This is a genomic window from Cypionkella sp. PAMC25878, from assembly GCF_058135695.1.
In genome coordinates, this window is record NZ_CM176871.1 from 701,715 (window position 1) to 720,515 (window position 18,801).

At 60.1% G+C, this 18,801-nt stretch carries 19 protein-coding genes; 6 read left to right on the plus strand and 13 right to left on the minus strand.

Annotation, left to right across the window (positions count from 1 at the left end):
* Positions 1–8: 8 nt before the first annotated feature.
* The 5 genes from ACS5RD_RS03250 to ACS5RD_RS03270 form a co-directional block, all read right to left on the minus strand.
* Positions 9–518, minus strand: coding sequence for a hydrolase (locus ACS5RD_RS03250; RefSeq protein ID WP_489929967.1), 510 nt, complete (start codon positions 516–518; stop codon positions 9–11).
* Positions 519–792: 274 nt separating this feature from the next.
* Positions 793–1,281, minus strand: a complete 489-nt coding sequence (locus ACS5RD_RS03255; protein ID WP_489929968.1) for a hypothetical protein — start codon at positions 1,279–1,281, stop codon at positions 793–795.
* Positions 1,282–1,392: 111 nt separating this feature from the next.
* Positions 1,393–2,496, minus strand: a complete 1,104-nt coding sequence (locus ACS5RD_RS03260; RefSeq protein ID WP_489929969.1) for an aminomethyl transferase family protein — start codon at positions 2,494–2,496, stop codon at positions 1,393–1,395.
* Between the two features lie 93 nt (positions 2,497–2,589).
* A complete protein-coding gene (locus ACS5RD_RS03265; RefSeq protein ID WP_489929970.1) occupies positions 2,590–2,901 on the minus strand; it encodes a type II toxin-antitoxin system RelE/ParE family toxin in 312 nt (103 codons plus the stop codon).
* A complete protein-coding gene (locus ACS5RD_RS03270; protein ID WP_489929971.1) occupies positions 2,898–3,143 on the minus strand; it encodes a ribbon-helix-helix domain-containing protein in 246 nt (81 codons plus the stop codon). The genes ACS5RD_RS03265 and ACS5RD_RS03270 overlap by 4 nt, the downstream gene beginning before the upstream one ends.
* Positions 3,144–3,353: 210 nt before the next feature.
* Between ACS5RD_RS03270 and mtgA the strand changes: the two genes are divergently transcribed.
* The 4 genes from mtgA (at position 3,354) to queG (ending at position 7,232) form a co-directional block, all read left to right on the plus strand.
* Positions 3,354–4,091, plus strand: a complete 738-nt coding sequence (gene mtgA, locus ACS5RD_RS03275; RefSeq protein WP_489929972.1) for a monofunctional biosynthetic peptidoglycan transglycosylase — start codon at positions 3,354–3,356, stop codon at positions 4,089–4,091.
* A 63-nt stretch (positions 4,092–4,154) separates the two neighbouring features.
* Entirely contained in the window at positions 4,155–5,381 is a 1,227-nt protein-coding gene (locus tag ACS5RD_RS03280; protein ID WP_489929973.1) for a hypothetical protein, read from the plus strand.
* A gap of 88 nt (positions 5,382–5,469) precedes the next feature.
* Positions 5,470–6,135, plus strand: a complete 666-nt coding sequence (fzlA, locus tag ACS5RD_RS03285) for an FtsZ-binding protein FzlA (protein WP_054006651.1) — start codon at positions 5,470–5,472, stop codon at positions 6,133–6,135.
* Positions 6,136–6,197: 62 nt separating this feature from the next.
* On the plus strand, positions 6,198–7,232 hold the full coding sequence (queG, locus tag ACS5RD_RS03290; RefSeq protein WP_489929974.1) for a tRNA epoxyqueuosine(34) reductase QueG: 1,035 nt from the start codon (positions 6,198–6,200) through the stop codon (positions 7,230–7,232).
* Here the strand turns inward: queG and ACS5RD_RS03295 are convergent.
* The 8 genes from ACS5RD_RS03295 to ACS5RD_RS03330 all read right to left on the minus strand — a co-directional run bounded on the left by ACS5RD_RS03295 (position 7,226) and on the right by ACS5RD_RS03330 (position 15,138).
* Positions 7,226–7,837, minus strand: coding sequence for a Csu type fimbrial protein (locus ACS5RD_RS03295; RefSeq protein ID WP_489929975.1), 612 nt, complete (start codon positions 7,835–7,837; stop codon positions 7,226–7,228). The genes queG and ACS5RD_RS03295 overlap by 7 nt on opposite strands.
* Positions 7,810–8,130 carry a spore coat protein U domain-containing protein gene (locus ACS5RD_RS03300; RefSeq protein ID WP_489929976.1) on the minus strand — a complete coding sequence of 107 codons (321 nt, stop codon included), beginning with the start codon at positions 8,128–8,130 and terminating at the stop codon, positions 7,810–7,812. The genes ACS5RD_RS03295 and ACS5RD_RS03300 overlap by 28 nt, the downstream gene beginning before the upstream one ends.
* Positions 8,127–9,803 carry a fimbria/pilus outer membrane usher protein gene (locus ACS5RD_RS03305; protein ID WP_489929977.1) on the minus strand — a complete coding sequence of 559 codons (1,677 nt, stop codon included), beginning with the start codon at positions 9,801–9,803 and terminating at the stop codon, positions 8,127–8,129. The genes ACS5RD_RS03300 and ACS5RD_RS03305 overlap by 4 nt, the downstream gene beginning before the upstream one ends.
* Positions 9,745–10,236 (minus strand): fimbrial biogenesis chaperone, encoded by a 492-nt coding sequence (locus ACS5RD_RS03310; RefSeq protein WP_489929978.1) that lies wholly within the window; start codon positions 10,234–10,236, stop codon positions 9,745–9,747. The genes ACS5RD_RS03305 and ACS5RD_RS03310 overlap by 59 nt, the downstream gene beginning before the upstream one ends.
* Positions 10,237–10,291: 55 nt before the next feature.
* Positions 10,292–10,708, minus strand: a complete 417-nt coding sequence (locus ACS5RD_RS03315; RefSeq protein WP_489929979.1) for a spore coat protein U domain-containing protein — start codon at positions 10,706–10,708, stop codon at positions 10,292–10,294.
* A 667-nt stretch (positions 10,709–11,375) separates the two neighbouring features.
* The gene (locus tag ACS5RD_RS03320; protein ID WP_489929980.1) at positions 11,376–13,259 is read right to left on the minus strand and encodes a serine/threonine-protein kinase; all 1,884 of its coding nucleotides are present in this window, start codon (positions 13,257–13,259) and stop codon (positions 11,376–11,378) included.
* Positions 13,260–14,003, minus strand: a complete 744-nt coding sequence (locus ACS5RD_RS03325; RefSeq protein ID WP_489929981.1) for a hypothetical protein — start codon at positions 14,001–14,003, stop codon at positions 13,260–13,262.
* 1 nt (position 14,004) lies between these two features.
* Positions 14,005–15,138 carry an OmpA family protein gene (locus tag ACS5RD_RS03330; protein WP_489929982.1) on the minus strand — a complete coding sequence of 378 codons (1,134 nt, stop codon included), beginning with the start codon at positions 15,136–15,138 and terminating at the stop codon, positions 14,005–14,007.
* 396 nt (positions 15,139–15,534) lie between these two features.
* Here ACS5RD_RS03330 and ACS5RD_RS03335 point away from each other — a divergent pair, with 396 nt between their 5' ends.
* Positions 15,535–17,610 (plus strand): calcium-binding protein, encoded by a 2,076-nt coding sequence (locus ACS5RD_RS03335; protein WP_489929983.1) that lies wholly within the window; start codon positions 15,535–15,537, stop codon positions 17,608–17,610.
* A gap of 368 nt (positions 17,611–17,978) precedes the next feature.
* Entirely contained in the window at positions 17,979–18,662 is a 684-nt protein-coding gene (locus ACS5RD_RS03340; protein ID WP_489929984.1) for a response regulator transcription factor, read from the plus strand.
* The last annotated feature ends 139 nt before the right edge of the window (positions 18,663–18,801 follow it).

Below are 18,801 nucleotides of genomic sequence, written 5' to 3' on the forward strand. Positions count from 1 at the left end.
CCTTTTCGTCAAGCAAGTTCCACCAGCCCAACGACCGGATTCGCGCCGTAGGCCTTCGCGCAATCGGGGCAAGTGGTGTAGTAAAACCAAACCTGTTTCGGCTCGTGCCCTTTTTCTCGGGCCAGCGCCTGCATCTGACCATACCAGCCGCGCACGGCCGAATAAGGCCCTTCAAAAACCTTGATGAGGAAATCGCCGCTCACTGCGATCATCTCCTCGTCGGCCACCGGGCTTTTCACAGCAAACAGATGCTCGCCGGTAAAAGCCGACGGATCGCGTGACATCACCAGATCCTGTGATGGATCGCCCGCATCCGCCTTTTCAATATGCCCCTGCACACGGGCATAGACCACGCCCATGTTCAGCGGCACATGCCCGATCGACAAAGTGCTGGCGCGCACGAATGGCTTGTCCTTGAAATGCAGCTCTTGCGCGTCCCACCCTGCAGGATTGAACTTGGCACAACAGCCGGTTGTGTTCACGGATTGGTCGTTGAATGGGGTCTGGTTGGTTTGCATGACACGCTCCTGACAGTGCATGGCAGAAGGCTACCGCCAAAGTGCGACGCCGACATTGATGCAACGCAACCATTGCCGCGCGCGCTCTGGCGCAAGCAACGCCGTGCACGCCACAACCGCCTTGGGATCGACGGCTTTGCGGTCTCCGTCGCGCCGAGGCTGCCGTGTCCCTGATCGCTATGGACCACATGGCCAGTAGCGGTGCCTGCCATCACCTGCACCAAAGCAAAAAGGCCCCCGCGAACGGGGGCCTTTCCACACACTCCCGCCAAACTTACTTCAGGCGGGTCACAACGCCGTCCGCGAAGGCATTGACCATCGCATTGTAATACACCTTGGTATCCGCATCCGCCGCCGTGAAATCATAGCCCGCCGGCAACAAAGGCTTGGCGGCATTCACGTCGACCGTCAGGTCATAGGCATCGTCCTTGGTGTGGTTCTTGTCGTCCTGCACCAGCACGTTGCCCACCAGAGTGGTGTCGCCCAAACCAAGCTTCTCCTGAAAGCCATTGGCCAGCGAGACATCGTCAATGCGGATCTTGATCACGACAGCCGCCTCGTCATCACTCGGCGCCACTTTGGTCAGGATCGAGGCCTTCAGATCGTCTTGCAGCGTGCCCCAATAAGCCGCCGCCTGCGCATTGGCGATGCCAGCGGTATCGACTTTGACCTCAACCTCACGCACGGGCTTCAGGTCTTGCGCGAAGGACGGAAAGGCCACGGCAGTGGCCATCAGGAAGGCTGCGATAGAAGTGCGAAACATGATGATCTCCATTGTTACACAGCGGCCTAGTTTCCCAAGCCCTATGCAGCAACAACCCCGCACATCGGTTTTCGTTCCCCCGCCCGCCGCGATTTCCGCCGTGACGCCGCGTCACCCCCGCAGCCGCGTCCCCTCGGGATCAAAGAACGCCTTGCGCGCCACCCGCGCTTTAACGCCCCCAACCGTCACCTCCGCGCCCTCTACCGCATAGCCCTTCTCGATATGGGCCGAGGCCAAAACCGCCCCCACCGAATAGCCGTGATCGCTATAGGTCACATGACCAATCTGCGTACCATCCAGCATCACCGCAGCCCCTTCAGCCGCAGGAACTTCGCCCTCCATCAGCAACCCGACCCAAGCCGTCGCCACCCCGGCCTCGCGCACCCGCAACAGCGCCTCGCGCCCGATGAAGTCGCCCTTGTCAAACTTGATGAACGCATCGGTGCCGACATGAAACGGCGTCACCGTCTCGTCCATATCAATACCATGCGCCGGATAAAGCTTCTCTAGCCCCAAAGTGAACATCGCCTGCACGCCGTAGGGGCGCAGCCCATAAGCACCGCCCACCGTCATAAGCCCGTTCCACACCCCCGCCGCCTCATCCGAGGGCACGAACAACTCAAACCCCAACTCCCCGGTGACACCCGTGCGAGAGATCATCACACGGGTTTCGCCAAAATGCCCCCAAGTGAAGCTCCACCGCTTCAACGCGCTCAAATCCGCATCCGGGATCAACCCCGCCAACAACTTCCGCGCGCGTGGCCCCTGCACGGTCGGAAACGCAATCGCCGCCGTAATATCCGTCACATAAGCCCGCCGCCCGGTCGCATGTTGCATCGCCCAATCGCGGATCTTCAACCGATTGCGCGAGCCTGACACAATCAGAAAATGCTCATCCGCCAGCCGGAACACCGTCAGATCATCCATCACCCCGCCATCGGGCGCACAAACGCTGGCATAGCGCGCAGCCCCCACCCGCATCGCCGCCGCGTCATTGACGATCAGATGATTGACCAAGGCCTCCGCCTCCGGCCCCTTCACATCAATCTTGCCCATGGTGGACAGATCCTGCACCCCGACATTGGCCCGCGTGTTCAGATGCTCTGCCCGCACATCGCCATAATGATGCGCCGAGACAAACCCGCCCCCCACTGGCCCCATCTGCGCGCCATAGGCCGAGGCGAGGGCATAAAACGGCGTGCGGCGTAGCGGCATGGCGGGCTCCGGGCTAGGGTTGCGCAAAACCTAAGCAAGCCACAGCCCCCGCGCAGCATCACGCGCGACATTTTTTGTCGTGATCAGAGGGTTTCAGTCCCGCAACGCAAACGGCAGATCGCGCGCGGAATCCAACACGCGCAGGATGATCACGCCGCCTTCGGATTCGCTATAAAGTGCCAGTTGTGGAAATCCTTTCACCGGCCAAATCCGCAAGCCCGTCATTTCCAACGGTTCCGCAAGGCGTGGCGATCCGCTTGCAGGAAAATCTGCAAGATGCGCCCTGCAGCGATCCCAAGCGGTTAGAAATCCCGCCGCAACCTCTAGCCCCGCCGCGATGAGATAATGATCAATGATTGCGCCCAGATCAGCCTCGGCCGCAGGGCTGACGACAACAGCCGTCATTCGGCGGCCTTCATCCTAGTCCTTGCTGCCTCAATCCGAGCCCGCAACCGCGCCGAGACATCCTCCGCAGGCTGCGGGTCGCCCGATTCCATGCCCTCAATCACCAAAGCCCGCAGTCGCTCAATCGCGTCTTTGCGCTCGCGGATCAGCGCGCGCATATATTCGCTGGTGGTGGCAAAGCCGTTGATGCGGACCTGTTCGTCCACAAAGGCTTTCATGTCGTCGGGCAAAGAGATGTTCATGGTGCTCATGCTGGTAGGATAACCGCTTTGGCAAAATTTGGCAAGATTTGCTACTCGTTAGACGTCCACGCCGTAATGCTTAACGAATCCTAAATCACTCCCGATAACCCATTGAAATCATATAAGCCACAAGCTTGTCCACGCGTGGACACAGCCAAAAATCCCTTCAAACCCTTGACCAAACCGCAACCTTCGGGCCTAAGCTGAGACATGGTCGACACCCCGAAGAAACCGCGCAAAAAGGCCGTGCCCGAGCCTGCCTTGATCGCCGCCCTCCCCAAAGGGCGGCAGATCAAACGCTGGCTTTTGCGGGGGCTGGCGGGCATCGCCGGATTCTACGGCGTCCTGATTCTGCTGTTCAGTTTCCTGCCCCCTCCGATCAACCTCTACCAACTCTCCGAAAGCTGGCGCTTGGGTGGCATCAGCAAAGATTGGGTTGATTGGGATGAAATCGCCCCGGTGATGGGCCGCTCCGTTGTCGCCGCCGAGGACGCCAATTTCTGCCTGCACTGGGGCTTCGATATGGCCGCCATCCGCGCCGCCGCCGAGCAAGGCGGCAATCGAGGCGCCTCGACCCTGACCCAGCAAGTCGCCAAGAACGTCTTCCTCTGGCAAGGCCGCAGTTGGCTGCGCAAGGCCATCGAAGCGGGTCTCACCCCGGTGGTCGAGTTGGTCTGGTCTAAGCAGCGCATCCTTGAAGTCTACCTCAACATCGCCGAATTCGACGAAGGCGTGTTCGGGGTGCAAGCCGCAGCCCAGCACTATTTCGGCGTCGATGCCCGCGATCTGTCTGCCCTGCAAGCCGCCCGCCTCGCCGCTGTGCTGCCCGACCCAAAAGGTCGCTCGGCCTCCAAACCCAGCAGTTTCGTGCGCAAACGCACGGGGGCGATCATGTCGGGGGCCGAGACCATTCTGGCGGATGGCCGCTCCGCCTGTTTCGACAATTAAGCAGCCGCGAAATCGCCCCAATTCCGCGCCAAGATACCAGCATATCGGCGGAAGGATGTGCGGATGAAATGGCTTTGGGGCGCGATAATCTCAATCGTGGCGGCTGGCCTCGCATCCGACAATGAGCTTGTCGTCACCACGTCACTGTACAGTCTTGGCCTGATGCTCCCGGTCTGGTTGCTTGCTGCCAATCTGTGGTGGATTCTGGCGCTGATCCTCTGCTGGCAGGCCGCAAATTCTGCGCGCGGGGCAAAATTTGCCAGCGGGATCGTGCTGGGCGGGATCTTGGCGCTTGGGGCGGGCTTCTACGCCCTACGCGCCGGTCAAATCGCTCAACTTCCGCCAGCCGAGCATGTCACGCTGGCGCAGCTCACCATCAAGCCGCAATCGCTAGACTATGTTCTGCAAACCTCGGGCTCTTACAGCCCCTATGAAACCTGCGACGCGCTCTGTCTGGCGACCCTGCGTGGTGGTGAGATCCACTGGATCAGGCTGGTGCGGTTTCAGACTCAGATGATGGCGCACATGGTATTCCCGGTGGCAGGTAAAACCTGCGCCGATCTGAACTTACCTGCGATGCAGCCGAAAGGTTGCTTGGCCCCCGCCACCCTATCGCGGTTCTCGGCGATCATCGAAAGCCGCGACCGCGCCGCCTGTTTGGCGCAGCAACCGGACTTTCCCGCAGATCAGCCCTGTCTGACTTTCACCGCAGATGATGGCCGCAAAGCCGATCTGGCGCTGACGATCACCGAGGCCAATGCTGCCGAACTTCTGGCGGCCTCTGGCGATCTGGTGCGGCTGACCGGGTTGACGCATCTGACCCTGCAAGACATCCGCGGATCCGCCCCGGTTGATCTCGCGCGGCACACCATGCGCAGCTACAGCCAAGTTTCGGCGCCGTTGCCAATGGTTCCGGTGATGTCGCTGCAATCCTCCAAAGGCGGCTTTAACGTGCCACATGGCCAACTGCGGGAGGCACTGCCTGATCTGCCCACAGTGCTGGCAGATGCCGGCATCGCCGTGCGACCAAGCGCAGGTTTTGTCAGCGGCATCGTTGATCCGCATGTCATAAAGCCGTCTGCCCCCGTTCAGCACGCCTTGGCACTGACGCGCGGAGCCGATCCCGCTGCGGTCTGGCTGCGGCTTGATCCGCCAAAACCGCCCCCCGTGCCCCCGATAAAACGGCGTAGCGCAGCTGAAATTGCGGCTGCCAAACAGGCGCGGCGGGCAAAAGACGACAAAATGATCATGGATGCGATCCGCAGCACCTTGCCACCCATAGCGCCGTAAAGCGCCGGACCCGCAGTTCTCAGCCCATGCGGGATTGATCCTGTCCGGCGGCGGGGCTATCAGAACGTAGCCCAGCCAAGAGTAACCCATGATCCGCCTCTATCACTTCCCGCTCTCGCCATTCTGCCGCAAGGTGCGCCTGACTTTGGCCGAAAAACGGCTGGAGGTGGAGCTTATCGAAGAACGCTATTGGGAACCTTCACCAGATTTCCTGCGCCGCAATCCGGCGGGCAAAGTCCCGGTGCTGCGGATCGAAAACAAGGTGCTGTCGGAAAGTCAGGCGATCTGCGAATATCTGGAAGAAGCCTTCCCCACCCCGGCGCTGATGCCGCGCGACATTGACATGCGCTTTGAAGTCCGCCGCCTCTGCGCGTGGTTTGACGACAAATTCCACGCCGAAGTCACCTCAAAATTGCTGTATGAGCGGGTCAACAAGAAGATCATGGCGCATGGCTACCCGGATTCGAAAGCGGTGAAATCGGGGGCAGGGCGGATCAAATACCACATCGACTATCTCGGCTGGCTCTTGGATCAACGCCGCTGGCTGGCGGGCGATGTAATGACCTTGGCCGATCTGACGGCGGCGGCGCATATCTCTTGCCTCGACTATATCTCGGATGTCGACTGGAACCGCTCGGCCACGGTGAAAGACTGGTATGCCAAGATCAAATCGCGGCCCTCGTTCCGCACGCTTTTGGCTGATCAGGTGCCCGGCTTCCCGCCGCCCGCGCATTATGCCGATCTGGATTTCTAGCTGAAACCGCCGGGGCGCTTCGCCCCCGGACCCCAGAGGATATTTGAGCACAGAGGATGACCATGCCGTCACTCAAGGATGCTCTGGCTGTAAAGGCTTTGGAGGAGGGGTTCTCCAAACTCGGTATCTGTGCGCCGGATGCGGTACCAGAAACCGCAGGGCGCTTGCGACAATTTCTACAAGCCGACCGCCATGGCCAAATGTCTTGGATGGCCGAGCGGGAACATTGGCGCGGCAATGCCGCAGCGCTGTGGCCCGAGGCGCGCTCGGTGATCATGCTGGCCGAGGTTTATACGCCCGAGGTCGACCCAATGGCGGTGCTGTCTCAACCCGACCGCGCGGCGGTCTCGGTCTATGCACAGGGCAAGGATTACCACGATCTGGTCAAACGGCGGTTGAAACGCCTTGGCGGCTGGTTCGCAACCGCTGCCAAGGCCGAGATCAAAGTGTTCGTCGACACTGCCCCGGTGATGGAAAAACCCCTCGCCGAAGCAGCGGGTCTGGGCTGGCAGGGCAAGCACACCAATCTGCTGTCGCGCGACTTAGGCAACTGGTTTTTCCTCGGCGCGATCTTCACCACTGCCGATCTGCCCAAGGATCCGCCCGAGGTCAGCCATTGCGGCTCTTGCACCGCGTGCCTTGAGGCATGCCCGACCACCGCCTTCCCCGCTCCCTATCAGTTGGATGCACGACGCTGCATTTCCTACCTCACGATCGAACACAAAGGCCCGGTTGACCTCGATCTGCGCGCCCTGATGGGCAACCGGATTTATGGTTGCGATGATTGCCTTGCCGCCTGCCCCTGGAACAAATTCGCCCAAGCCGCCAAGGATATCGGCTATCAGTCGAAGGTTGGCGCACCCGAATTGGCCGATCTGGTCAGCCTCGATGATACCGCCTTCCGCGCGCGCTTTGCGGGCAGCCCGATCAAGCGCATCGGGCGGGATCGCTTCGTGCGCAACGTGCTGTATGCCATCGGCAACTCTGGCCTGCCGGGGCTGGCTGCGCACGCAAACCGCCTCCGCGACGATCCTGATCCAACCGTGGCCGAGGCGGCAGCTTGGGCCGTAGTCCGGCTACAGGGCAACGCTCAGTAAGCGATGGTGACGACGACACTGTCGGTATAAGTGCCGATTGTCGGGGTTTGATTGCCGAAGATCCGCCCATAAATCGTATAAACTTGCGCCAATCCAGCGCCGGTGCCCGCGACATTGGTGGCAAGTGTATCGCCCCAAGGTTGGCTGCGCGCCGGGTCTTGAAACAGCCCGTAGGTCAGAGTCGCCAATAGGTTTTTTATCTTTCGCGCCGCCGGATTGCTGACCCCAGGCCCTTGCCCCAGACCCAACGAAACCCGGTACGGCGTGCCCTCGGTGCAACTGACAGTAACTGTCGCTGTCTTATCGACCGCCTGCACCAACTGCGCCGGAACATTGCCGAAATCCAGCGTTGTGGTCGAGACATCGCAACTGGACGCCGCCACACCATGCACCGTAAAGCTGCCTGCGGCCAAATCCTGACCCAGAATGTTGCAGGTCAGCACGCCGACCCGCAGTTTCACACTATTTGCCCCACCACTGCTATAGCTAGCGTTGTAAGCTCCGGTCGGCAGCTGCACCGAGGGTGACAGCACATCAGCAAAGATCGGCACCGTGGCGCTGCCATTGCCGAGCACCATCACAACCGAGACGAATATCTGCGACAAAGCGGCCCCGCCGCTGGTCTGCCGCAGCTGATCTCCAAAAGCGCACCGCTGGGGCCAACCATATAGCGGCGCGGCGGGCTGCCGCCGCCATAGGTCAGACAGACGCCGACGAGGCCTGCGAGCCCGCCGGTACAGGTGACCTTAACATTGCCCGAGGTTTGATTGACCGCGCCCGCGCGCAAGCTGACACTGCCAAAATCAAAATCGGTGGTCACCGCCGTGCAGGTTTGCGCCGCCGCTGCACCCGTCTGCAGCAGCAAAGCGAACATCAGCGCAAGAACGTAGCGCATCATTGGCAAAGCACTCCTTCAATCTTTTGCAGCGCACCGGGTTGGGCGGTAAAATCAAAACTTGCCGCGCAAGTGCTGGTGTCAGATTGCACGGTCAGCTGGTTGGTGCGCCGCAAGCCCTGCACCAAGGTTTCGCCGTCAAAGCCGACAATAAATTCCTCACCACCGCCGTTCAGCACGGCAATCATCCCCGCTTCCAGCGGCGTACCGTCTGCCCCCAGCAGCACGATCACCGCGCTGTCCTCGGTATCACCGCGAAATTTCACTTTCACGCCCGAACCGATTGCCGGCACCACATCCATCCCCGAAGCCCCCAGCGCCAGATCGGCGGGCAGATCGGCCAGATTGACCGACACCCGGTTGCGGTGGTAAGATTGCAGCCCAGTGACCAAAGCCTTGCCGCCGCGCCCGGTCCGCGCCACCGCCCGGTTGTGCACCGAAACCGGCACCCCCGCCGCCCCCCCATCGACAATCGCAAAACCATCGTTCACCCGGCTGCCAAACGCCAACGCCCCACCCGCAATCGCCACTGCACCATCCATCTGCGCCCGCAAGCCCGTCACACCCTCGCCGCTCCGCAGTTCCAGCCCAAGCTGGCCATAGCGGCCAAGATAATCGCCGCGCCCGCTGAACCGGATCGCCCCGTCACCGTCGCGCTGCATCTCCGCCGCATAGCCATAATCGCCCTGCTGATCCGAGATCTGCCGCGAGATATAAACCCCAGCCAGCGCATGACCCTCCGGGACCATCGAACGCGTCGCCCGCAGCGACCGACGCTGGCCCAACGGCAGCGACACCGCCACCCGCGTCTCACCACTTTGCAGATTATGCGAACCATAGATCGATAGCGCGCCATCCCACAGCTCCAGATCGCGGCCATAGGACACCGTCACCAACTCGTCGCGCGAACTGCTGAGGTTCGAATTGACATAGCCGATGCCAAAACTACCGTTATCCGCCAATGGCATCGAAATATTCAGCGCCGTCTGCAACCGCGCCACTTCCAACAACGAGGCGCTGTCCTCAATCTCGGCCTGCCCCAAATAATCCACCCCGGTCGCATAGGCCAGATCGGCAAATCCGTTCTGCGCCCAACGCACCGAACCGCTGATCTCCATCGGGCCGATCTCGGTCTGCAACGCGCCATAGGCGAAGCTCGCGGTCTTGCCAGCATAGTCACTGACCCCACCCGCAACGCTCACCTCGGCCAGATCAAACGGCACCGTGGTAAAACCGAAGCCCACCAGCCGCAGATCGGATTTCGTCTGAACCTGCGCCTCCAGCCTGATCCGCTCGGTCAGCCCATAGCGCAAACTGCCCGAGAAAACGCCATCAGCACCATAATCATTGCTTTCCAGCCCATATCCATCGCGTGCACGCCCCGCCTCGATCGAGAAATCCAGCAGGCCTTTCTTCAGCAGGTTGCGCGCAACATAAAACGACACCGATTTCGTGGTCCGCCGCCCATTGGCATCCGTCACCACGATCAGCGCTTCGCCCGCCCCCGCCCGCACAGGCAAATCCTCCAACCGGAACGGCCCGGCATCGCGGCCGGTGCTATAGGCCCGGTTGTTGTCGATGAACACATCAACGCTGGACGGCACCGCCGCCGCGCCATCAAACGACAACAGCTGCTGCGTGATCAGATCGCTGCGTAGCCCGAAATTCCGTCGCAACTGCACCCCACCCATGCGGATCGAGCGTGACCATGATCTGCAACCTCACCGCCTGCGGGTCTTTGGTTTTGCCGGGCAGACGATCAATCAGCACGCGGTAACATTCGCTGCCCCGCACCGCTTTGTTCGAGGTCCGCACGATGCGCAGCGTCAGTTCCTGCCGATTGCCCAGTTTGGCCGCTGGCGGGCTGACCTGCACCATTTTCGTGTCTTTCAGATTGCTGGGATCGCTGCCCTTTTTCCACGCCATCGCCCGAATTTGCAGCACGGCGGGGCCTTTGCCCTCGGCTTTGATGGTCAGCGTCGTGGTCTGCGCCGGGGCAGGCACCGTCAACCGGGTTGGGGAAACCGCCAGACTGTCAGCGAAAGCCATGCTTGGCAGCGCCAGAGCCAGCGCTGTGATCAGGGAACGCAAACAGAGAATGCTCGACATTTTTTACCTCGCTATGTTCCTAGCTTTGGGTCGTCAGAACGCGACTGTTGCGCGTTCAGTAGTTCAGCGTCACCCGCACCGTATCGGTGTAGATGCCAGCTGGGTAAGTGCCCGATGGAATTTGGCCGTAAACCGAAAAGATGTTCGGCGTCACCGCGGTCAGCGCGCCAGAAAACAGGTTGCCGCCAATCGCGACGGCGGTGGCATGTCCGGCATCCGAGGTGATGATATAGGGCAGCAGATCGTTTGCGACGCTTTTCATATTGCGTTGGCTGGCTACGGCATTGTCGCCGCCTTCCAACTTAATCGTGACGCTGGGTTTGGCCGCCATGCAGAACACAGTCACCGTGCCTTGAACCGTTTGGTTCGTCATCACACCGGTGTTGACCGAGGCAAACACCAACCCGGCCGGGGCGGTGAGAAGGCAGCTGTCCAAAACGGTGGCGGTCACAGACAGCGTGGTACTGGCCACTTCAGCCGTCTGAAGCGCAAGTGGGGCACCGATCATGAGGCCCAAGGCAAGCGTAGCAAGGCAAAACGTTGGCTTCAGTCCATCCTCTCTTAACCGGAGCGATACGGCAGAGTCAGGCAGTTGCCGTCGTCTGTTATCCTAAAATACTACCTTTAGATGTATTGCAGATGTTATAATATTTGTCCGTATTTTGCTGGCTGCGACAGCGTCATTTTTAGGCCTTCTCGCCCGAAATCGGATAAAATTGTAATGAATCTGGAGGGTTCTGCGGGGCTTGTTGCAAATATAAACCAATCGCGCCCCGAACTTTTCGTGCAATAGCACGGCTGGCGGAAGGGTTCGGCTGTTGAGTAAGTGCAAACTTATCCACAGGAAAATATGATTCGATTCCACCCAAGGCTGTAGCTTGAACCCAAGTGCCGTCCTCGGGGGCATCGAGCCCCCTCCGACGGCGTTGCCACGGTAGGATGATGCGTGCCGGGCCGCTTGGATCTGGCAACGCCGTTCAAAGCGGCTCGATGCCGCTGCGGACGGCCCCTGTTAGCAGGTCAGAAAAGCGCGTGGATTCGGGTGCAAACCTTAAGAAAGTGTAAAAACATCTACCTTATAGCATTGAATTGAAAAGAAACTTTTTGGTCCCGAGTTGGGACCACCTCCCAACCCATCCTCAAGGTGCGGTCAAATTCAGCAGCCGCTGATCCATCGACATCAGCTTCGTCCGCTTCAACCGCTCCACAAAGGCGCCCACCGGCTCAATCACCGGCCCCGCCTCCAGCGCCGCTTCCGAGCGCAGCACCAAAATCATCGCCAGCCCCAGTCCCGCCGGATTGACCACCAGCGCAGGCCGCCCAATCCCAGCCTCTACCACCGGAAACGCCACGCGGAACTTGCCCGGATCGGGCTGCGCACTGCCCGGCAAAAGCTGCAGCACCTGCCCCGATCCATCTAAGACCGTGACCGAAAGATACCCCGCGCCCTGCGGCACCGTCAGATCGATCACCGGGTTCTGCCCGGTCACATAATGCCCCTCCGCGTTCGGATCGGCGGTGTCGCCGTAGCCCAGCGACACCGCAACGCCACCCGACGCCAGCGGCGGCAGAACATTCAGCACGGAGCAGATCGCGGGGTTCAACGGCTCCAGCGACAGCTCCAGCGGGCGCTTGCCGATCAGGGCGACAAGGCTGGTTTTCAGCGCGGTCGCTGCGGCGACAGAGGTGATACGGCCGCTGATTTGCACAGGATCGGCCTCGGCATAGCCCGCGGCGGGTGGGTTGCTGAGGCCGAGCGGGCCACAGTCTTGCGATTGGGTCAGCAGGTCTGTCAGGGCGGCGGCGGCCAGCGGCGCAGGGGCAGCCGGGGCAGGTTCGACGGGCGCGGGTTGCGCGGCGGGCTCCGGTTTTGGAGTGGGGGCCGCGCTGGGTGCGGGCGCTGCAGTGATATGCACGGGTTTCGGGGTAAAGGCCCCCGAGAAATAGGCCACGGCGCTGGTGGCCAGCATCACCGCAATCGCGATTGGCAGGATCAGCGATGTCTTCGCGGGTGCAGCGGCCTCAATCCTTGACGGCGCGGGGGAGGCCGCAGTGCCGAAGGGGCTGGCGTCTTGCGTCTCAGACGCGGTGACATGCGGCAGCGGACCGCCAATCTGGGTTTTGTTCGGGTCCGGCAGCATCGGGATCAGCGTGGGATTGTCCAGCGCCGCGATCACCTGTGCCATCGTCGCGGGCCGCGCGGCAGGGTCTGGCGACAGCATCCAGCCGAGCAGCGGCACCAGCCCGGCATCCACCCCCGTCAAATCCGGCACCGCCGCGCGCTTGCTGACGGCATCGACGATGGAATCCCCCATCGGTAGCACAGCCCCCTTGCTGGCCGCCGCCGTCACCAAGGCCAGCGAGTAGATATCCGAGCGCCCATCAACATGGCCGCCAAATGCACCCAGCTGTTCCGGCGCGACCCAGTTGAATTTGCCCGCGAACTGGCCTTGTAACAAAGTCCCCGCGCCAAGCGCCGAGGATTTCGCGATGCCAAAGTCGATCAGCTTGGCATGTTCCACCATGCCTTCCTCAAGGATGATATTGTCGGGCGACATATCGCGGTGCACCACACCTGCACGATGGGCTTTTTCCAGCCCCGAAGCGACGCGGCGCAGCATCACTTTGACCTCATCCAGCGGCATTGGCCCGGCCTCAATCCGTTCGGACACCGGGGTGCCTGAGACGAATTCCATCACCAGACAGGGCCGCCCGATCTGCGGATCATTGGTAAAGACGTGGTAGCGCACGATGGCTTCGTGGCTGAGCCGGGACAGGGTAGTGCTTTCCTTTTGGAACAGCGCGACGATCTTCGGGTCATGCGCGAGGCTGGGCAGCACGATTTTGATCGCCACAGGCTCGCCATTATGGATGTTATGGCCGCGATATACCTCGCCCATGCCGCCCGCGCTGATCAGTTTGTCAATCTCATAGGTGCCGATGATCCGGGTGCCGCCCGAGACGGTGGTGGCGCGCTCTGGCGCACGCGAGGTGGTGCCGGGATCGGTGGGGGTCTGTGCCATCTACTTACACCCGCCCAAAGCCCATTCTTTCAGGCCGATTCTGAAAGGCACACCCAAGGGATGTGGCTTGGTCAATGCCTCTGCCGCTTCGGGTTTGGTGTAGGTTTTGGCTTGGTCACACAGGCTGGCTTCGGTCCAAGCGTGGCAGTTGGCACAGGATTTGTCGCGCCAGACCTCTTCTGGCAGGCCGTCAATCGGGGCAAATTGCGGGCTGGCGGTGGCAATCAGGTCGGCAATCGACTGGCCCTTAATGTACTCGCCCCCCGGAAACGGCGTGGTGAAGGTCAGTCCGGCTAGATCTGCCACAGGAACGGCGACTGGGTCGGCCATGGCGACGGGCGCAGGATCAGCTGGGGGATTTAGCGCCAACAGCGCCAACTCGTTTTGCGCGAGGGGCGCGAACAGGCCCTGCGGATAGGCGGCAAGATAAGCCTGATAGTCGCGGACAGATTTCGAGGTTTGGGCGGCGGTGATCAGGTCGTGTTGCGCAACATAGCCTTCAACCGCCTCAATCGGCATCAGACCTAGCCCGCGCGCGGCCGTGATGTTTTTTGCCAGCAGGGCGTTCGCCTCGGCCAGATGCGGGCTTTGCGGGTGATCTTTCACGAAGCCTTGCAGCAGGCCGATGTCTTGCGACGCGAGGGCCGTTTGCCACGCCGCAGCCTCATCGGTTTGAGACTGCATCGGCGCGCCAAGCAAAGCCAACGCCACGGTCAGCGCGTATATCGCCGCTCTCTGCTGCATATTACGGCTGCACCAAGGCAAATTCGATCCGGCGGTTGCGGGATTTATGCTCTGGCGTATCGTTGTCGAAGATCGGCTTGTCCTCACCATAGCCCGTTGCAGTAAAGCGATCAGCCGCAAGGCCTTTCTTCACCAGATAGCGCATCACGGCTTTGGCGCGTTGTTGCGACAGATATTGGTTGGCGCTGGGTGAGCCATCGGCATCGGTGTGGCCGGACACCTCAATCTTCAGGCCGGGGCAGCGGGCGATGATATCGGCGACGCTATCCAGCAACGGCGCACTATCGGCTTGCAGCCGGGCGGAGCCGGAATGGAAATTGATATTTCCGCTGCGTGACAGGATTTCAAAGCGCCCTTTGCAGGCCTCAAGATCCAGATCGCCGGTGGGTTCTTGGGCAATGACCGCAGGGGTGGTCGGCTCTGCGGCAGGCGCTTCCGGTGTTGCGGCCACGACGGGCGCATCGGGGACGGGGGCAGCTTCTGCCGGGGCCGGGGCCGCAGGCGTCACCGCCCCGCCGTTGCGCTTTAAGGTCAGATCAAAACTGATGGTGCCCGAAGGGATGATCACCACATGCGCCGCCTCTTGCAGCTTTTGCACGCCATCGGCCAGCCCGAAATCATCGGTCGCAATCACCACAGGCACGGTCGAGGACACCACGACAGTATCATCTTGCACCATGGTCACGGCCACATCCGTCTCAAGCTGTTTTTTCACACCGTGTAGATCAAGCGTATAGGTAAGGTGAATGGTTTTGCGCCGCAGGGTCGGCAGATCGACCAGATCGGCGGCGTTGATTTTGGCGGTGATCACCGCCTCGGGGAAGCGGAATGTTTCGAACAGCAGGAACCGCATCCGCACATTGCGCAGGTCAATCTTGGTGTCGACCGAATCCAGAAACACATGCAGCGACAACGTGCCATCCGCCGCCAGCCCGCCAGAGAACGCGGCAAAGGTGCTGGATTCAACTTTGGTGACGTTCTTGACTGACTGAAACCGCAACTGCGAGCTTTGCGCGTCAATTTGCCAACCGGGTGCAAAGCTCGCGTCCTGTGCGGATAGCGGCAGTGGGGCTAAGAGCGCGATCAGCGCCAGACTCAGCCGCATACGGATCAAAGCGTCAAACAAGCCGATCATCGAAAATGCTCCTGAATCGCAATGGGGTACGGGGCAGTCTGGCGGCGATTAAGACGGCAACAGGTTAAAAAACCCTATTCGTTCAGCGTATCGGAAGCCCATCCACCACGCAAGGCCGGCGGCATCGTCTCGGTGGCAGCGAATCGGCCTCTGGCCTGAAGCAAAATCCAGAATTGCTGTGCAGTAAGTTTGCTGAATATATAGATTTTTGGAAACAGCCCTCCAATATTGTTGCCAATCTGGCGATAATCTGAAGGGCTAAAATTGACAGGTTTTGTCAGGCAAACCCCCCAAGACCCGGCGCGGCGCAGAGCTGCCGCACCCCAAACACATTACTGCCCGATTTGACTCGCAGCCAAATAAGGGTCATCTGCTTAAACAACCTAAAGGTGTGTAATGTCTGCTGCCCTCTCCAGCGCTTCTACTACAGCGCCTTCCAACTCGGCTCCAGTGATCACCATTGCTGCCGGAAGCTCGGCTGCCACGATACAGGCCGCAATCAACTCCGCCGCTGCGGGCACGCATATTGTGCTGCAACAAGGCACCTACACCTTCAACAAAACTGTGGTGTTGAACAAGGATGGCATCACCCTGGAAGGGCAGGGCAACGTCACCATCATCGCCGATAAAGCGCTGGCCGGGGCGCCCGCGCTGCAAATCGGTTCGGCTTTGTTTCGCGAGACCGAAACCAACGCCACGCATCTGAGCGAGGGTGTCAATCTTGGCGCAACCTATCTGCATCTGACCAGCAGCACTGGCCTGAAAGTCGGCGACGTGCTGTGGATTGAGCGCCCGAATGACGCCGCCCTGTTCGCCGAAATCGGCGATACCCAGTGGCAGCAGGACAAGCCTTTGCGCACAGCGATGGTCACCGTCACTGCGGTGAATGGCAACACCGTCTTGCTGGACCGCCCGCTGCCTTTCGCGTTTGATGCCGCAACCACAACCGTGGCGGTGGCGGATACGGTCGAGGATGTGACCGTACGCAACCTGACCTTCCAAGGCGCCTACGGCACGGCGGACCCCAGCAACTTCAATAATATCAACAAAGCCGAAGATGGCGGCATGATGGTGCTGGTCAACAGCTCGGTGCGCACGGTGATCGAGCATGTCGATATTGTGAATCCGGGCTCGAACGGCTTGGTGCTGGGCCGCTCGATTGACGCGGTGGTGGATGATGTGACGGTGACCGGCGCGCAGAACAAAGGCGACGGCGGCAACGGCTATGGGTTTTGGATCCGCGATGTTTACGACAGCACCTTCACCCATCTGCAAGCGGTGGATACTCGCCATGCCGTGCTGTTCGCCAGCTATACTTCGGCGGCGAACAACACCATCGAAGTGGATTTCACCAACCGCGACATCAATTTTCATGGCGGGTTGGACCATGGCAATACGGTGATCGTGCACAACTCGATCCGCACAACAGCCGAGCAAAGCTACATGGGTTCAGTCAGCTTTTTCAATTCCGGCACCAGCTATGGCGCGCCGACCGATCCCAATGCCAATGTGATCAAGTTTGAGAATGTCGTGGCAACCGTGCGGGCTGATATGGTGGTGGCGGTCGATACCGGGGCGCATATCAGTACATTATCAGGCAATGACAGTGTGCAGGGCGGCGCGGGCAACGACTGGATTGATATGGGCACTGGCTCGGATCTGGTGCTGGCCTCGGCCGGAGAAGACACGATCAACGGCGGACAGGGTGTTGATCGGTTGGTGATCGGGCTGCACAGCTCGCAGGTTCTGGTGACGACGATCGGCGGACAAAGCGTTGTACTCAGCGCGCTGGGCCATACCTTTATCTCGGGCATCGAGGAGTTTCAGTTCATCGACGGGGTCAAATCCGTCACCAGCAAGCAGTTGACCGTGGTTTCGGCACTTACAGCAGCGGCGGGCTCAACTCCGGCCACTGTGGATGTGTCCAGCGATAGCACGGCGGATTCCTCGGTGCATGACGTGCGGATGACTGGCCGGGCTGACCTCGATTTTCTCGGCAACGCCCATGGCAACCGCGCGATCGGCAACGCTGGCAGCAACATCATCTTCGGCGAAGCGGGAGACGACTACCTGCATGGCTATGCGGGCAATGATCTGCTGAACGGCGGCGTAGGCAACGATGCGCTGTCTGGCGGCTTGGGCAGCGATACGCTGAACGGCGGCGCGGATAAGAACACGCTGATCGGCGGCGCGGGCTCGGATGTGTTCATCGCCAGCAACGGCATCAACACAGTGCGCGATTTCAGCATCGCCGAGCATGACGCGCTGGTGTTCTTCGGCTTTGCCGAGGCCGATCTTGCGGATTCGCTGACGCATTGGCTGGATGGCTCAGCGTCGACCGCCGATGATTTCGCGATTTCCACCCAGATGCGCAGTGGTGTGAGCTATCTGACCCTGACATCCGATCTCGGCGATTCCCTGACCGTGGCCAATGTCGATGCGACAGACCTGCGAGACTACCTTTTGCAGTAATTTTACGGCTTTTACCCGCAAGATACGCCGGGAGTCGTCGGGGCAATCGTCAGGTGCCCCGAGATTATCCCCGCAAACATGTAGGGAAATTCCCTTCAACACAGATTCCGGGTGGCTGCCGAACTAGGCAGCCACCCGAATTTTTGCCAAATTTGACGTCAGCCTCGGCGAAATTGCGCTTGATGCGACCACCATACTGCTTGGCGTTATTGTGCCGTTACGAAGCTTCGGCATATTGTACAACTGTGATTTGAAGATGTGACATTGTTTCAATCGGGGGGAGCCGGTTAACGTTTACTGTTTTCGCAGCAACCAAACGCCTGACTGCGCGTTGTTCTGCGCAAGCCTACCCCGAAGGATCGTCTAGAATGCCCGCTGCAGACCAAGCGATTTCGATGGTAGTCATCGACAAAGACCCTATGTTTGCAATGGGCTTATGCGCATTGCTAGAAAAAAAGTCCGAGTTTCAAGCTGTTGCACGCGCGCCCTCCGATGTGCTTGAGACGTTTCAGGATCATCACGCCAAAGATCAGACCGGGCCGCAAATCGATATTGTCTTGCTCGATCCGGCGCAACTTGACCTCATTCCTTCCAAACTGGTGCAGAGGCTGCGAGAGCGGTTCGGCACCCGCAGCTTGATCAGCTACACCAATGATCTGTCGATGACCTTGGCAAGATCATGCCTTGCCGCAGGGTTTCGCGGTGTGCTGCCGCGCACGATTGGGCTGGAGCAGCTTGAGCAGGCGATCTCGGCGGTTCATGGCGGGGCGACCTGTATCGACCCCACCTTCGCGAATCTGTTTGAGACGGCGCAATCCACAACATCAGTGTCCCGTCCGCGTGAGCTGACTGAACGCGAGATCTATGTCCTGAAATCGGTGGCCTTCGGCAAAAGCCTGAAAGAGATCGGGCTGGAGCTAGAGCTGTCATCGAAAACCATCGAAACCTACAAGGCGCGCGGTAGCAGCAAACTTAACCTGCAAGGACGCCGCGCCATCGTTGAATATGCGATTCGTAATGGTTGGGTTCAATCGGAAGAACGCTTCGGCTGATAATTCAAAAACGGGGGAAAACGTGTCGCACAGCGCATCTGAAAGGATGCGTTGTGCTTGTCGTTATTGTTTCTGCGTTGCAGCATAAACTTTTCGGTTTTTCCCTACACTAGACCTAAAAACGTAAGGCATTTGGTAA

Coding starts and splice junctions, on each gene's coding strand:
- queG (WP_489929974.1), top strand. CDS start 6,198: ATGCCGTCACTCAAGGATGCTCTGGCTGTAAAGGCTTTGGAGGAGGGG.
- ACS5RD_RS03265 (WP_489929970.1), bottom strand. CDS start 2,901: ATGACGGCTGTTGTCGTCAGCCCTGCGGCCGAGGCTGATCTGGGCGCA.
- ACS5RD_RS03325 (WP_489929981.1), bottom strand. CDS start 14,003: ATGCAGCAGAGAGCGGCGATATACGCGCTGACCGTGGCGTTGGCTTTG.
- ACS5RD_RS03335 (WP_489929983.1), top strand. CDS start 15,535: ATGTCTGCTGCCCTCTCCAGCGCTTCTACTACAGCGCCTTCCAACTCG.
- mtgA (WP_489929972.1), top strand. CDS start 3,354: ATGGTCGACACCCCGAAGAAACCGCGCAAAAAGGCCGTGCCCGAGCCT.
- ACS5RD_RS03250 (WP_489929967.1), bottom strand. CDS start 518: ATGCAAACCAACCAGACCCCATTCAACGACCAATCCGTGAACACAACC.
- ACS5RD_RS03330 (WP_489929982.1), bottom strand. CDS start 15,138: ATGATCGGCTTGTTTGACGCTTTGATCCGTATGCGGCTGAGTCTGGCG.
- ACS5RD_RS03260 (WP_489929969.1), bottom strand. CDS start 2,496: ATGCCGCTACGCCGCACGCCGTTTTATGCCCTCGCCTCGGCCTATGGC.
- fzlA (WP_054006651.1), top strand. CDS start 5,470: ATGATCCGCCTCTATCACTTCCCGCTCTCGCCATTCTGCCGCAAGGTG.
- ACS5RD_RS03255 (WP_489929968.1), bottom strand. CDS start 1,281: ATGTTTCGCACTTCTATCGCAGCCTTCCTGATGGCCACTGCCGTGGCC.
- ACS5RD_RS03340 (WP_489929984.1), top strand. CDS start 17,979: ATGCCCGCTGCAGACCAAGCGATTTCGATGGTAGTCATCGACAAAGAC.
- ACS5RD_RS03320 (WP_489929980.1), bottom strand. CDS start 13,259: ATGGCACAGACCCCCACCGATCCCGGCACCACCTCGCGTGCGCCAGAG.
- ACS5RD_RS03300 (WP_489929976.1), bottom strand. CDS start 8,130: ATGATGCGCTACGTTCTTGCGCTGATGTTCGCTTTGCTGCTGCAGACG.
- ACS5RD_RS03270 (WP_489929971.1), bottom strand. CDS start 3,143: ATGAACATCTCTTTGCCCGACGACATGAAAGCCTTTGTGGACGAACAG.
- ACS5RD_RS03280 (WP_489929973.1), top strand. CDS start 4,155: ATGAAATGGCTTTGGGGCGCGATAATCTCAATCGTGGCGGCTGGCCTC.
- ACS5RD_RS03310 (WP_489929978.1), bottom strand. CDS start 10,236: ATGTCGAGCATTCTCTGTTTGCGTTCCCTGATCACAGCGCTGGCTCTG.